This is a genomic window from Streptomyces sp. NPDC026659, from assembly GCF_040638245.1.
Taxonomy (GTDB): domain Bacteria; phylum Actinomycetota; class Actinomycetes; order Streptomycetales; family Streptomycetaceae; genus Streptomyces.
Window position 1 is genome coordinate 252,964 of sequence record NZ_JBEZXY010000003.1, and the last position, 15,274, is coordinate 268,237.

The window sequence follows — 15,274 nt, forward strand, 5'->3', positions numbered from 1 at the left end:
GGTCGGGCACGTCGGTGTCCCCCCTGCCACACAGCGAATTAAGGAACCAACTGATGGAGCTCGGTCTCGTCGGTCTCGGCAAGATGGGCGGCAACATGCGCGAGCGCATCCGCCGCGCCGGCCACACCGTCATCGGATACGACCGCAACGCCGACATCGCGGATGTCCACAGCCTGGAAGAGCTGGTGGGCAAGCTCAGCGCACCGCGCGTGGTGTGGGTGATGGTCCCGGCGGGCGAGGCCACCCAGAGCACGGTCGACACGCTGGCCGAGCTGCTGGAGCCCGGTGACGTGGTCGTGGACGGCGGCAACTCGCGCTGGACGGACGACGAGAAGCACGCCGAGCAGCTGGCCGCCAAGGGCATAGGTTTCGTCGACTGCGGCGTCTCCGGCGGTGTCCACGGCCTGGCGAACGGCTACGCGCTGATGTACGGCGGCGATGCCGAGAACGTGGCGAAGGTGCAGCCGGTCTTCGACGCGCTGAAGCCCGAGGGCGACCTCGGCTCCGTGCACGCCGGCAAGGTCGGTGCGGGCCACTTCGCGAAGATGGTCCACAACGGCATCGAGTACGCCATGATGCAGGCGTACGCCGAGGGCTGGGAGCTGCTGGAGAAGGTCGACTCCGTGGAGAACGTCCGCGAGATCTTCCGCTCCTGGCAGGAGGGCACCGTCATCCGCTCCTGGCTGCTCGACCTGGCGGTCAACGCCCTGGACGACGACGAGCACCTGGAGGGCCTGCGCGGCTACGCCCAGGACTCCGGTGAGGGACGCTGGACGGTGGAGGCCGCGATCGACAACGCGGTGCCGCTGCCCGCGATCACCGCCTCGCTGTTCGCGCGGTTCGCGTCCCGTCAGGACGACTCGCCGCAGATGAAGATGATCGCCGCGCTGCGCAACCAGTTCGGCGGCCACGCCGTAGAGAAGAAGTAGTCCACAGGACACGGGACGCGGGGACGCGTCCGCGATCCACACCTTGAGGGAGGTCGGCGAACGACCATGCACGTCACGCATCTTTCGCTGGCCGACTTCCGCTCGTACGCCCGGGCCGAGGTTCCGCTCGACCCGGGCGTCACCGCCTTCGTCGGCCCCAACGGCCAGGGCAAGACCAATCTGGTCGAGGCGGTCGGCTATCTGGCCACCCTGGGCAGCCATCGCGTCTCCTCCGACGCGCCGCTGGTCCGCATGGGCGCCGAGCGGGCGGTCGTCCGGGCGCAGGTGCGGCAGGGCGACCGGCAGCAGCTGGTCGAGCTGGAGCTGAACCCGGGCCGCGCCAACCGGGCCCGCATCAACCGTTCCTCGCAGGTCAGGCCGAGGGACGTGCTCGGGATCGTACGGACCGTGCTGTTCGCGCCCGAGGACCTGGCGCTGATCAAGGGCGATCCCGGCGAGCGGCGCCGGTTCCTGGACGAGCTGATCACCGCCCGGTCGCCGCGCATGGCGGGCGTGCGCTCGGACTACGAGCGGGTGCTCAAGCAGCGCAACACCCTGCTGAAGACGGCCGCGCTCGCGCGCAGGCACGGCGGGCGCTCCATGGACCTCTCCACGCTCGACGTGTGGGACCAGCACCTCGCGCGCGCGGGTGCCGAGCTGCTGGCCCGGCGCCTGGACCTGATCGCCGCGCTCCAGCCGCTCGCCGACAAGGCGTACGAGCAGCTGGCCCCCGGCGGCGGCCCGCTCGCGCTGGAGTACAAGCCGTCGGCCCCGGGCGAGGCGCAGACGCGCGAGGAGCTGTACGAACAGCTGACGGCCGCGCTCGGCGAGTCCCGCAAGCAGGAGATCGAGCGCGGGGTGACCCTGGTGGGCCCGCACCGCGACGACCTGGTGCTCAAGCTCGGCCGGCTGCCCGCGAAGGGGTACGCCTCGCACGGCGAGTCCTGGTCGTACGCCCTCGCGCTGCGCCTGGCCTCGTACGACCTGCTGCGCTCGGAGGGCAACGAGCCGGTGCTGGTCCTGGACGACGTCTTCGCGGAGCTGGACGCGCGCCGCCGCGAGCGGCTCGCGGAGCTGGTCGCGCCGGGCGAGCAGGTGCTGGTGACCGCGGCCGTGGACGACGACGTGCCGCATGTGCTGGCCGGCGCGCGCTACGCGGTCTCCGGTGGGACGGTGGAGCGCGTATGAGCCTGGAGCGCGTATGAGTACGGAGCAGCCCGGCGGGGACGGCGAGAAGCGGGCCCCCGAGCCGACCGGCGTCGACCTCGCGCGCGTGGCGTTGCGCGCGGCGAAGGAGCAGGCACGCGCGCGGGGTGACGCGGCGCGACAGAAGAAGCAGGCGCGCGGCGGCGGACTGCGCTCCGGCGCGCGCGCGGACGGGCGCGACCCTCTGGCGCTGGGCGCGGCGATCAACCGGCTGATCAACGAGCGGGGCTGGGAGGCCCCTGCGGCGGTGGGCGGTGTGATGGGCCGCTGGCCGCAGATCGTAGGCGACGATCTCGCGAAGCACTGTGTGCCGCAGCGGTACGACGAGGACGAGCGGGTGCTGTCGGTGCTGTGCGACTCGACGGCGTGGGCGACGCAGCTGCGGCTCCTGGCCCCCGCTCTGGTGGCGCGGCTGAACGAGGACCTCGGGCACGGCACGGTGCGCATGATCAAGGTGCACGGTCCGGGGGGTCCCCCGCGCCGTTACGGGCCTCTCCGGGCCCCTGGAAGCCGGGGTCCCGGCGACACCTACGGGTGACGTACCTCACGTCCTGAGTCCTGTGCGGAGCGTGTTCACACCGCTGCGCACCTGCGCCGATCCGGCGTGCACCCCCCTCTGGACAAGGGATGACGGCCGAAAGCTCTGAGCGCCGCTGTGAGCCCCTTGGAGCCCCCTTCCGTATATCGGGATGCCATCGAGGCCGGTTCAGGGCGGCACATGGGGACTCAGGTGCCCGCAAACCCCCATCACTGTCGGCGCTACCGGTAGACTGGAAGGCGAATCCCGCCCCACTCGTGGGGACCGTCCGGGAAAAGCTGAGCAACGCTGATCCAGGCTTACCAAACGCAACATGCCGCAGCCGCTCCGGCGACCCTCCCCCAGAGGGGGTTCCCCCGGGAGCCCGGCTCGTGCTGTGCCAGAAAGGGCGCTTCGTGGCCGATTCCGGCAACCCCAACGAGAACATCCCGTCCACCGACGCCGGCGTCAACGGCGAGGCTCCCGTCGCCTCCACCTCGTACGACGCCAGCGCCATCACCGTGCTCGAAGGGCTGGACGCGGTCCGCAAGCGACCCGGTATGTACATCGGCTCGACCGGTGAGCGGGGCCTGCACCACCTGGTGCAGGAGGTGGTCGACAACTCGGTCGACGAGGCGCTGGCCGGTTACGCGGACACCATCGACGTGACGATCCTGCCGGACGGCGGGGTCCGTGTGGTGGACAACGGCCGGGGCATCCCGGTCGGCATCGTGCCCTCCGAGGGCAAGCCGGCCGTCGAGGTCGTGCTGACCGTGCTGCACGCGGGCGGCAAGTTCGGCGGCGGCGGCTACGCCGTCTCCGGTGGTCTGCACGGCGTGGGCGTGTCCGTCGTGAACGCGTTGTCCACGAAGGTCGCCGTCGAGGTGAAGACGGACGGCCACCGCTGGACGCAGGACTACAAGATGGGCGTCCCCACGGCCCCGCTGCAGCGGAACGAGGCGGTGGAGGAGACCGGCACGTCGGTCACCTTCTGGGCGGACCCGGAGATCTTCGAGACCACGGAGTACTCCTTCGAGACGCTGTCGCGGCGTTTCCAGGAGATGGCGTTCCTCAACAAGGGCCTGACGATCAGGCTCACGGACGAGCGCGCGGTGGCCAAGGCGACCAGCGGTGCCGACGAGGCGGGTGCGGACGAGAAGGACGAGGTCAAGTCCGTCACGTACCACTACGAGGGCGGCATCGTCGACTACGTGAAGTACCTCAACTCCCGCAAGGGAGAGGTGGTGCACCCCACGATCATCGACCTGGAGGCCGAGGACAAGGACAAGAGCCTGTCCCTCGAGGTCGCCATGCAGTGGAACAGCGGTTACAGCGAGGGTGTGTACTCCTTCGCGAACATCATCCACACGCATGAGGGCGGTACGCACGAGGAGGGCTTCCGCGCCGCGCTGACGTCGCTGATCAACAAGTACGCGCGCGACAAGAAGCTCCTTCGCGAGAAGGACGACAACCTCACCGGTGACGACATCCGCGAGGGCCTGACCGCGATCATCTCGGTCAAGCTGAGCGAGCCGCAGTTCGAGGGCCAGACGAAGACCAAGCTGGGCAACACGGAGGCCAAGACCTTCGTGCAGAAGGCGGTCTACGAGCACCTGAACGACTGGCTGGACCGCAACCCGGTCGAGGCCGCGGACATCATCCGCAAGGGCATCCAGGCGGCCACCGCGCGTGTCGCGGCCCGCAAGGCGCGCGACCTCACCCGGCGCAAGGGACTGCTGGAGTCGGCGTCCCTGCCGGGCAAGCTGTCGGACTGCCAGTCCAACGACCCGGCCAAGTGCGAGATCTTCATCGTCGAGGGCGACTCCGCCGGCGGTTCGGCCAAGTCCGGCCGCAACCCGGAGTTCCAGGCGATCCTCCCGATCCGCGGCAAGATCCTCAACGTCGAGAAGGCGCGGATCGACAAGATCCTGCAGAACCAGGAGATCCAGGCGCTGATCTCCGCCTTCGGCACGGGTGTGCACGAGGACTTCGACATCGAGAAGCTCCGCTATCACAAGATCATCCTGATGGCGGACGCCGACGTCGACGGTCAGCACATCAACACCCTGCTGCTGACCTTCCTGTTCCGCTTCATGCGGCCGCTGGTCGAGGCCGGTTACGTGTACCTGTCGCGTCCCCCGCTGTACAAGATCAAGTGGGGCCGGGACGACGTCGAGTACGCGTACTCCGACCGTGAGCGCGACGCGCTGATCGAGATGGGCCGCCAGCGGGGCAAGCGCATCCGCGAGGACTCCATCCAGCGCTTCAAGGGTCTCGGCGAGATGAACGCCGAGGAGCTGCGCGTGACCACCATGGACCCCGAGCACCGCGTCCTCGGCCAGGTCACCCTGGACGACGCCGCCCAGGCCGACGACCTCTTCTCGGTGCTGATGGGCGAGGACGTCGAGGCACGGCGCCAGTTCATCCAGCGCAACGCCAAGGACGTCCGCTTCCTCGACATCTGAGTCGGTCTCCGCTGACCGCACCAGGAAGGATCTTCACCAGCAATGGCCGACGAGACCCCGAACTTCACCCCTGAGCCAGTGACGCCCGAGACCGAGGCGACTCCGGCGACGATGCGCATCGAGCCGGTCGGACTCGACGCGGAGATGCAGCGCTCGTACCTGGACTACGCGATGTCCGTCATCGTGTCCCGGGCGCTGCCCGACGTCCGGGACGGCCTCAAGCCGGTCCACCGCCGCGTGCTGTACGCCATGTACGACGGCGGCTACCGCCCCGAGCGCGGCTTCTACAAGTGCGCCCGTGTCGTCGGTGACGTCATGGGTAACTACCACCCGCACGGCGACAGCTCGATCTACGACGCCCTGGTCCGTCTCGCCCAGCCCTGGGCGATGCGGATGCCGCTCGTCGACTCCAACGGCAACTTCGGCTCCCCGGGCAACGACCCGGCCGCCGCCATGCGCTACACCGAGTGCAAGCTGGCGCCGCTGTCCATGGAGATGGTCCGCGACATCGACGAGGACACCGTCGATTTCAAGGACAACTACGACGGCCGCTCCCAGGAGCCGACTGTCCTGCCCGCCCGCTTCCCGAACCTGCTGATCAACGGCTCGGCCGGTATCGCGGTCGGCATGGCGACCAACATCCCGCCGCACAACCTGCGCGAGGTCGCGGCCGGTGCCCAGTGGCACCTGGAGAACCCGGACGCCTCCCAGGAGGAGCTGCTCGACGCCCTGATCGAGCGGATCAAGGGCCCGGACTTCCCGACCGGCGCGCTGGTCGTGGGCCGCAGGGGCATCGAGGAGGCGTACCGCACCGGGCGCGGCTCCATCACGATGCGCGCGGTGGTCGAGGTCGAGGAGATCCAGGGCCGCCAGTGCCTGGTCGTCACCGAGCTGCCGTACCAGACCAACCCGGACAACCTGGCGCAGAAGATCGCCGACCTGGTGAAGGACGGCAAGATCGGCGGCATCGCCGACGTGCGCGACGAGACCTCCTCGCGCACCGGTCAGCGTCTGGTGATCGTCCTCAAGCGGGACGCGGTCGCCAAGGTCGTGCTGAACAACCTGTACAAGCACACCGACCTGCAGACGAACTTCGGCGCCAACATGCTGGCGCTGGTGGACGGGGTGCCGCGCACGCTGTCCCTGGACGCGTTCATCCGCCACTGGGTGACGCACCAGATCGAGGTCATCGTCCGCCGGACGCGTTTCCGGCTGCGCAAGGCCGAGGAGCGCGCGCACATCCTGCGCGGTCTGCTGAAGGCCCTGGACGCCATCGACGAGGTCATCGCGCTCATCCGCGCCAGTGACACCGTCGAGATCGCGCGCGGCGGCCTGATGGAGCTCCTGGAGATCGACGAGATCCAGGCCAACGCCATCCTCGAGATGCAGCTGCGCCGGCTGGCCGCCCTGGAGCGCCAGAAGCTGGTCCAGGAGCACGACGAGCTCCAGGCGAAGATCAACGAGTACAACGCGATCCTCGCCTCCGAGTCCCTCCAGCGCCAGATCATCCACGACGAGCTGGCCGCGATCGTCGAGAAGTTCGGCGACGACCGCCGCAGCAAGCTGATCCCCTACGACGGTGACATGTCCATCGAGGACCTGATCGCCGAGGAGGACATCGTCGTCACGGTCACGCGGGGTGGTTACATCAAGCGGACCAAGACGGACGACTACCGGGCGCAGAAGCGCGGTGGCAAGGGTGTGCGGGGCGCGAAGCTGAAGGAAGACGACATCGTCGACCACTTCTTCGTCTCCACCACGCACCACTGGCTGCTGTTCTTCACCAACAAGGGCCGGGTCTACCGCGCGAAGGCGTACGAGCTGCCGGACGCCGGCCGGGACGCGCGCGGTCAGCACGTGGCGAACCTGCTGGCCTTCCAGCCGGACGAGGCGATCGCGGAGATTCTCGCGATCCGCGACTACTCGGCGGCGCCGTACCTGGTCCTGGCCACCAAGGCGGGCCTCGTGAAGAAGACCCCGCTGAAGGACTACGACTCGCCGCGTTCCGGCGGTGTCATCGCGATCAACCTGCGCGCGCAGGAGAACGGCACGGACGACGAGCTGATCGGCGCCGAGCTGGTCTCGGCGGACGACGACCTGCTCCTCGTCAGCCGGAAGGCGCAGTCGATCCGGTTCACCGCGTCGGACGAGACGCTGCGGCCGATGGGCCGTGCCACCTCGGGTGTGAAGGGCATGAGCTTCCGCGAGGGGGACGAACTGCTCTCGATGAATGTCGTGCGAACCGGTACGTTCGTGTTCACCGCGACGGACGGTGGATATGCCAAGCGCACGGCCGTCGACGAGTATCGCGTCCAGGGGCGTGGCGGTCTCGGCATCAAGGCTGCCAAGATCGTCGAGGACCGTGGATCGCTCGTCGGCGCGCTGGTTGTCGAGGAGACCGACGAGATCCTCGCCATCACCCTGTCCGGCGGTGTGATTCGCACGCGAGTCAACGAGGTCAGGGAGACGGGCCGTGACACCATGGGCGTCCAACTGATCAACCTGGGCAAGCGCGATGCCGTGGTCGGCATCGCACGTAACGCCGAGGCCGGTCGGGAGGCGGAGGAGGTCGACGGTGAGGATGTCGTCGTCGACGAGACCGTCGTCGTGATCGAGGCCGAGGTGACGGACGAGGGTGAGGCGCCCTCGGCCGAGTAGCGCGAGGAGTGAGACGTGAGCGGAGCCACGGGCGCCGGATCGGCCGGTACCTCAACGGGTACGGAGACGGACGGCGGCGGCCGTGGCTCCGCCGCGAACGCAGGGAACGCAGCGAACACTGCGGGCAAGAAGGGGAAGGCGGGTTCGGGGGGCGCTCCGGCCGACCCGCCCACGACGAACCTCAAGCCGGTCCCGCCCACCGAGGCGGACGATGCCGCATCCCAGGGGGGCACTGTGACGGACACGCGCGGCGGCCAGTCCAAGGCCGGTGCTTCCGGGGCCGGGTCCGGGGGCTCGCCGCTGCCCGGTGAGCGCGGTCCGGAGCAGCCCGCCGGGCCCTACCACCCGCCGCAGGCCTACCCGGCTCAGCCGCCCGCCGACGCGATGCGTGTCGCCCGCACCGGCGCGCGTACGGCGCCGCGCACCCGCAAGGCGCGGCTGCGGGTGGCCAAGGCCGACCCGTGGTCGGTGATGAAGGTCAGCTTCCTGCTCTCCATCGCCCTGGGCATCTGCACGATCGTCGCCTCGGCGGTGCTGTGGATGGTCATGGACGCGATGGGCGTGTTCTCCACGGTGGGCGGCACGATCTCCGAGGCGACCGGGTCCAGCGAGGCGAATGGTTTCGACCTGCAGTCGTACCTCTCGCTGCCGCACGTCCTGATGTTCGCGACGATCATCTCCGTGATCGACGTCGTCCTCGCGACGGCGCTCGCCACCCTCGCCGCCTTCATCTACAACCTCTCCGCGGGCTTCGTGGGCGGCGTCGAGCTGACCCTCGCCGAGGACGAGTGACCGTCCCCCGACAACCGATTTTGGGACTGCCCCGGTCGTGCGCTAATCTTCAGGAGTCAGCGCGCGGGACATACACCGCAAGGCGCGGCGGGGCTATAGCTCAGTTGGTTAGAGCGCATCCCTGATAAGGATGAGGCCACAGGTTCAAATCCTGTTAGCCCCACATCTTGGAAGACCCCCGGTCCACTTGGGCCGGGGGTCTTCTGCATCCATGGCTGACATCAACCGTGGTCATGGAACTGGCGCCGGTTCCCCGGCAGCGTAGCCGCTGACCACCTGAGTGGATATTGTTCCGGAACTGCCGTCCCGTTGGGGGGAAAATGACTGCCGCCAGGCTTGTGACACCTGCCCTCGTCGCTGTGCTTCTGGCCTCGGCCACGGCCTGTAGCGCGTCGTCCGAGCCCGTTGCCTCGGCAAGCGCCACGAGCGGTTCGGGGCCCGCCAAGACGCATCGTTCGGCCAACCCCGAGCCGGTCGCCGCCACCATGCCCGATGTCATCGGTGGCAACGCCGGGGGCGCGTACGAGCAGATGAGCTCCAAGATCGACATGGTCTTCAAGGACGCGAGTGGACAGGGTCGTTCGGTGGAGGATCGGTCCGCGTGGAAGATCTGTGACTCCCGGCCGGGACCGAACCAGCAGATCACGGAGTCTCCGGTGGTCTTCTACGTGGTGAAGGTGGCGGAGACCTGCAAGGGCGCGACGTCGAACTGATGTGTCCGTGGGTTCCGGTCCTTGCCGTGGCCTTCTCGGCTCAGTGAGCCGGCACTGACCAGCGGCGGCGTTCAGGCCGTCGCGGGCTCGGGCGCCGGCTTGCCGGGCAGGCGGTGGATCGTCCACTGGCCGGGGACGGCGAAGAGGGCGGCGGAGGACAGGAGGATGAGGGCGGCGGCGGTGAGAAGGACGGGGGTCGTGCCGGTGGTGGTGGCGGTCAGGCCGACGAGGACGTAGCCGAGGGGGACGGCCAGGAGTTCGCCGAGGGAGTTGAAGGACGTCACCCGGCCGAGGACGTCCACGGGGAGTTCCTGCTGGAGCGCGGTGTTCCAGTAGACGATGGACAGGTCGAGGCCGATGCCGGCGAGCGCCGCGGAGGCCGCCAGGGCGACGAGGTGGGGGCCGGTCGCCAGTACCGCCAGGGGGAGGGCCATGGGGAGCCCCGTGGCCACGCACGCGATCATCAGCCGCTCGGGTTTCCAGCGCAGGGCGACGAGACCGCCCAGGACGAGACCCACGGCGAAGCTGCCCTGCACGATGCCCCAGCCCGCCGCGCCCAGGCCCTCGTGGTCCAGGACGACGGGGCCGAGGAGCTGGTAGCCGCCGAGCCACAGGGCCACGACGACCGTGCCGGACAGCGTGTACGACCAGATCCAGGGGCGCCGGGCGAACTCCCGCCAGCCGGTGCGGAAGTCGTGCAGTACGGAGGCGCTGGGGGCGGTTCTCGTCGTGCCGGAGAGGGTCAGGAAGGCGCACAGCACGGCCGCCAGGGTGAAGCTCGCCGCGTCCCAGCCCAGGACCCACTGCGGGCCGGCCAGGGCGACCACCGCGCCGCCCAGCGCCGGGGCGGCGACCCTGAGGACGTTGGTGGGGAGCCGTACGAGGACGTTGGCCTCCTGGAGGTGCCGGGCGTCCACGAGCTGGGGCAGCAGGCTGTTCATGGCCGGGGTCATCAGCGCGTTGGCGGCGCCCGTGACGCACGCCAGCAGGGCCACCCGCGCGACGTCGGCCGTGCCCGTGGCGACCAGGAGGGCGACACCGGCCTGGGACAGGGCGGCCGCCAGGTTGCCGGCGATGATGATCCCGCGACGGGAGAACCGGTCCGCGGCGATGCCCCCGACCAGCAGGAGCACCAGCTGCGGAAGGGTGTTGCCCGCGAGGACGGTCGCCAGCGCCGTCGGCCGGTCGTCGAACCCGAGCACGGCGAAGGCGAGCGCCACGGGAGCCATGGCCGACCCGCTCGCGGAGATCAGCCGGGCCGCGAGCAGGAGCCGGAACGACCGGTTGCCCAGCACGGACAGGGATGCGCGGAGATCCATTCGGCGGACCCTACCCCCGCGGGGGTCAACACCTGAGCGGATCAGGTCACTTGGGTGCGCAGACGAAAAGACCCGGCCGCTGACGACGGGGGATGCGTCAGCGGCCGGGCTATGGCCAAGGGTACAAGGTCGGAGAGGGTGGGGCGAGCCAGGGGGGTGGACAACAGGCTTGAAGATGGGGGGAGTTGGCTGATCCTGGGGGTCAGTCCCGGCACGGTGGGTCGTAGGAGAGGCGGGGAAGGTACTCGTGCCACCTCGCCGGGGTGAGGACGTTCTCGGTGAGGCCGCAGATGTGCCGGATCGCGGCGTCGGCGTCCAGGCTCCACAGGCGGACCGTGTCGGCGCCGCTGGACACCCCGAGGACGTGGCGGCCGGGGCTGAAGGACAGGAAGTTGCCCGTCTTGGCGTACGGGCTCATGGACTGGCCGATGGGCGCGGCCGACGCCGGGTCGGCGACGTCCCACAGGCGGACCGTGTTGTCGTCTCCCCCGCTGGCCAGGGTGTGGCCGTCCGCGCTGAAGGTGAGGGACGTGACCGCTTCGGTGTGACCGGTGAGGGTCCGGCCGACGGATGCGGCGGAGGCCGGGTCGGTGACGTTCCAGAGCCGGACCGTGTCGTCGTCGCCGCCCGAGGCGAGCGTGTGCCCGTCGGGGCTGTACGCCAGGGCGTTCACCGGGCCCGCGTGGCCCGTGAGCGGACGGCCGAGGAGAGTCGGACGTGCCGGACGGGTCACGTCCCACAGCCGGATCGTGCCGTCCGCGCTGCCGCTGGCCAGGACGTGCCCGTGCGGGGCGAATTCCAGACCGTTGATGTACCCCCGGTGGCCGGAGAGCGGCTCGCCGAGCGGGGTCGCGTGCGCCGGGTCGGTGACGTTCCACAGGCGCAGCCGGTGCTCGTCGTAGGCCGTGGCCAGGACGCGGCTGTCGGGGCTGAAGGCCAGCGCGTCGGAGCCCATGAACCGGGTCAGCAGCCGCAGCGGAGGCCCGGCGGGGACGGGGTGGGCCGGGTCCGCGACGTTCCACAGGCGGACCGCGCCGCTGCCGGTCAGGACGGCGAGGGTCCGGCCGTCGGGGGAGTACATCAGCGAGCGCTCGCCGCCGTCGGCGGGCATGAACGGGGCGGACAGCGGAACCGGCCGCCCGGGTGCCGTCACCTTCCACAGCCGGATGCGGCCGTCCCGCGCGGCCGTGGCGAGCACCTTGCCGTCCGGCCGGAACGCGCCCACCCGGCCGATCATGTCCGAGACCGGCACCGACCACAGCCGGACCTTTCCGTCGCCGCTGCCGGTGGCGAGCGTACGGCCGTCCGGGCTGAACCCGAGGGCGTACATCTCGCCGCTGCCGCCCGCCAGTGGCTCGCCCACCTGTGAGGGCGACGTCGGATCGCCGACGTTCCACAGGCTGGCGGTGCTGTCCGCGCTGGCGGCGGCGAGGGTACGGCCGTCCGGGCTGAACGCCACCGACCAGATCGGCCCGGTGTGGCCGGTCAGCGGATCGCCCAGCGGCGCCGGGCGGTCCGGGTCGGTGACGTTCCACAGCCGGATCGTGTCGTCCGCGCTGCCGCTGGCCAGGGTGTGCCCGTCGGGGCTGAAGGCGACCGAGTGCACCAGGTCCGTGTGTCCGGTGAGCACCCGGCGGATCGCTCGCGGCCGCCGGGGATCGGCCACGTTCCACAGGTGGACCGTGTCGTCGTCGCCGCCCGAGGCGAGCGTGCGTCCGTCCGGGCTGAACGCCACGGAGCGCACGGCCGCGGCGGAGCCGCGCAGCGTGCCGAGGGCTCGCGGCCGGCGCGGGTCGGCCACGTTCCACAGCCGTACGGTGCGGTCCTCGCCCGCGCTGGCGAGGGTGCGTCCGTCGGGGCTGAAGGCGACCAGATAGATGGTGCCCTCGTGGCCGGTGAGGGGAGCGCCGAGCGGGGTGGGGTGCCTCCGGTCGGTCGTGTCCCACAGCCGGACCGTGCCGTCGTCGCCCGCGCTGGCGAGGGTGTGCCCGTCCGGGCTGAAGACCGCGCTGCTCACCCAGCCGGTGTGGCCGGTCAGTGGTTTGCCGAGCGGTGCCGGGTTCTTCCGGTCGGTGACGTCCCACAGGCGGACGGTGCGGTCGTAGCTCGCGGTGGCGACGGTGCGTCCGTCGGGGCTGAAGGTGGTGAGGTAGACGGCCCCGGTGTGGCCGGACAGGGGGGTGGCGAGCGGGGCGTTCACGATGGAGATCAGCCGGCTGTAGGCGCCGTCGTCGTCGGGGCGGAGCCGGTGGGCCACCAGGTCCAGGCGTGCGGCCAGCGACGGGTCGGTGTGCTGCACCCGGTCCGCCTCGGCCAGCACCTGTTCGAACACCGCGTCGTCCCGCTGCCGCGAGGCGATCACCGCCGAGCCCGCCGCGAGCACGGCCAGTACGACCAGTGCCGCCACCGCGGCCCGGCTGATCAGCACCGTGCGCCTGCGCAGCCGTACCGAGGCGGCCAGGAACTCCTTCGCGCCCCGGGTCAGATACGTGTCCCCCGCCGACTCGGCCCAGTCGCGGGCCTGCTCGAGACGAGAGCCCCGGTACAGCAGCGAACTGTCCCGGCTCGAGGACTCCCAGGCCCGGCCGTCCTCCTCCAGCCGCTGGCGCCGCAGATGCTCGGTGCGGTTGTCGTCGATCCAGTGCCGCAGCCGGGGCCAGGCATGCAGCAGTGCTTCGTGGGTGATTTCGACGGTGTCCGCGTCCAGAGTGACCAGCCGGGCGCGCACCAGCGCCTCCAGCGACTCCTCGGTCTTGCCCGGGTCGGTGGACTCCTCGGCCAGCTGGCGCCGGGTGCCGCGCCTGCGGGTGGCGTGGGTGTCCTCGCCGAGCCGGACCAGGCGCAGCAGGAGCAGTCGGGCGGCGGTGCGGGCGGCCGGGTCGAGACCGGACCAGGCGCGCTCGGCGGTGGCCGCGACCGCGCCCTGGATGCCGCCGGCCGCGCGATATCCGGCGAGGGTCAGACGGCCGCCCTTGCGGCGCTGCCAGGTGGCGAGCAGGGCGTGGGACAGCAGGGGCAGCACGCCCGCGTCGTGTGCTCCGCGCGGGCCGTCGGAGGTCACCTCGCGCACGATCAGTTCGGTCAGCCCTGCCTCCAGCTCCAGCCCCACCGCCCTGGCGGGACCGGTCACCGCCTCACGCAGCTCGGCGGTGGTCAGCGGGCCGAGCACCATGTGCCGGTGCTGGAGGGCGTCGGCCAGTTCCGGATAGCCGAGGCACTCCTCGTAGAAGTCGGCGCGTATGCCGAGGACGGCGAGGACGGGGGCGGTCGCGCCCGGCGTGGACGGGTCGGGCGTGCAGGCGGCGTGCAGGAAGCGCAGGAAGACGCGGCGCTCGGTCTCGTCCGGGCAGAGGGTGAAGGTCTCCTCGAACTGGTCGACGATCAGGACGGGGCGGGGGCGCCGTTCGGTGCGTGGGGCAGGGAGCGGGACGGGTGTTTCACGTGAAACCTCGTGCGGTGTTTCACGTGAAACAGCGGAGGGGGCGGTCCCTGTTTCACGTGAAACAGAGGAAGCGGTGGCCGCCGTTTCACGTGAAACAACGCCATCCGTCGCGCCCCACGCCCCCACGGCCCCCCGCACCGCGCGTGCCAGCCGGAGCGTGTCCGTACTGGGCGCCGACGGGTCGCGCGCCGTCTTCCGCTCGGCCACGCGCGCTTCGGCGGCGAGCGGTGCGAGGGCAGGGACGAGACGGATCAGCTCGCCGAGCGGATCGGCACCGGGGACGAGTTGGAGCACTGGGCTGCTGCCGTCACCCAGGGCGCCGTTCCGTACGGCCGGTACGAGACCGGCGTTGAGGAGGGAGGACTTTCCGGCGCCCGAGGCGCCGACCAGCATGACCAGGCCGCCCGTCCGCTCGGTGGCACGGAGCTGATCGACCAGGGCGTCCGTGCCGCGCTCGCGGCCGAAGAACCACTGCGCGTCCTCCCGCCGATAGGGCGCGAGCCCCCGGTACGGGCAGACGCTGCCGGGTACGGGCGGTACCTGGGGCGGCGGCTGCCGGTTCTCCTGCCCCGCCCGCGACTGCGGCTTCTCGCCCACCGGATCGGCCAGCGCCGTCTCCCACAGCCGCTGCCACTGGGTCAGGTCGTACAGCCCGCCGGAGACCGGCGTGGGCCGCGCGCGCCGGGCCTCGGGGATCAGGATGTGCAGGACGGCGGCGAGGGCGGTGAACTGGGCGGGGACGTTCCTGGCCCGACGCCAGTCGCTGATGCGCTGCGCGGAGACCCGTACCGGCCGCCCGCGCTCGTCCACGCGCTGGAGCCGTATGACGGCCTCGGACACGCTCTTGAGGGGAGGGTTTCCTGCTTCCCGGTAGAGCAGGGCGAGGCGCTCGGCGAAGGCTGTGCGTGCCCCTGAGTCGGAACCCAAGGTCCCACCCCTTACTTCCCCCGCTTCTGGATGTCCGGACCGGAAAACTCACCTTATACGGCTGACCTGCGCGAAAGCCCGGTTCCGGGGTGCCGGGATCTCCTCTGGGAGGGCTCCGGATGGCAGGATCACGACGTGGTAGCGGAGCTGTCACACACCGTTCGGACAGGCCAAGGGCTCGGCCGCCGGGACAGCCGTCCAGGGCGTCGAAGGTTCTCGGTCAACTTCGCCGGAACACGCCCGGCGGCCCCGCGCCGCCCGCCTCAGGGCCCGGGCGGCGTCCGTATCCGCTCCGCACGACCTCGC

General features: G+C 70.8%; 9 protein-coding genes and 1 tRNA gene. 8 read left to right on the top strand and 2 right to left on the bottom strand.

All coding sequences use genetic code 11. The annotated features are described in order from the left end of the window. The first annotated feature begins 53 nt into the window (after positions 1-53). The 8 genes from gnd (at position 54) to AB0E91_RS10080 (ending at position 9,280) form a co-directional block, all read left to right on the top strand. The gene (gnd, locus tag AB0E91_RS10045; protein ID WP_361777967.1) at positions 54-929 is read left to right on the top strand and encodes a phosphogluconate dehydrogenase (NAD(+)-dependent, decarboxylating); all 876 of its coding nucleotides are present in this window, start codon (positions 54-56) and stop codon (positions 927-929) included. A gap of 66 nt (positions 930-995) precedes the next feature. After that, positions 996-2,117 carry a DNA replication/repair protein RecF gene (gene recF, locus AB0E91_RS10050; protein ID WP_361777970.1) on the top strand — a complete coding sequence of 374 codons (1,122 nt, stop codon included), beginning with the start codon at positions 996-998 and terminating at the stop codon, positions 2,115-2,117. A gap of 13 nt (positions 2,118-2,130) precedes the next feature. Continuing rightward, a complete protein-coding gene (locus tag AB0E91_RS10055; RefSeq protein ID WP_361777973.1) occupies positions 2,131-2,673 on the top strand; it encodes a DciA family protein in 543 nt (180 codons plus the stop codon). Positions 2,674-3,044: 371 nt separating this feature from the next. Then, entirely contained in the window at positions 3,045-5,117 is a 2,073-nt protein-coding gene (gyrB, locus tag AB0E91_RS10060) for a DNA topoisomerase (ATP-hydrolyzing) subunit B (RefSeq protein ID WP_361777976.1), read from the top strand. A gap of 111 nt (positions 5,118-5,228) precedes the next feature. Beyond that, the gene (gene gyrA, locus AB0E91_RS10065; protein WP_361779044.1) at positions 5,229-7,775 is read left to right on the top strand and encodes a DNA gyrase subunit A; all 2,547 of its coding nucleotides are present in this window, start codon (positions 5,229-5,231) and stop codon (positions 7,773-7,775) included. A gap of 15 nt (positions 7,776-7,790) precedes the next feature. Continuing rightward, positions 7,791-8,567 carry a DUF3566 domain-containing protein gene (locus AB0E91_RS10070; RefSeq protein ID WP_361777979.1) on the top strand — a complete coding sequence of 259 codons (777 nt, stop codon included), beginning with the start codon at positions 7,791-7,793 and terminating at the stop codon, positions 8,565-8,567. An 89-nt stretch (positions 8,568-8,656) separates the two neighbouring features. Continuing rightward, positions 8,657-8,730 (top strand) — tRNA-Ile (locus AB0E91_RS10075). A gap of 322 nt (positions 8,731-9,052) precedes the next feature. Then, positions 9,053-9,280, top strand: a complete 228-nt coding sequence (locus tag AB0E91_RS10080; protein WP_361777982.1) for a hypothetical protein — start codon at positions 9,053-9,055, stop codon at positions 9,278-9,280. A 71-nt stretch (positions 9,281-9,351) separates the two neighbouring features. On the opposite strand, the gene AB0E91_RS10085 is transcribed toward AB0E91_RS10080, so the two are convergent. Continuing rightward, a complete protein-coding gene (locus AB0E91_RS10085; protein ID WP_361777985.1) occupies positions 9,352-10,599 on the bottom strand; it encodes an MFS transporter in 1,248 nt (415 codons plus the stop codon). A 202-nt stretch (positions 10,600-10,801) separates the two neighbouring features. Next, on the bottom strand, positions 10,802-14,968 hold the full coding sequence (locus tag AB0E91_RS10090) for a hypothetical protein (protein ID WP_361777988.1): 4,167 nt from the start codon (positions 14,966-14,968) through the stop codon (positions 10,802-10,804). Between the last annotated feature and the right edge of the window lie 306 nt (positions 14,969-15,274).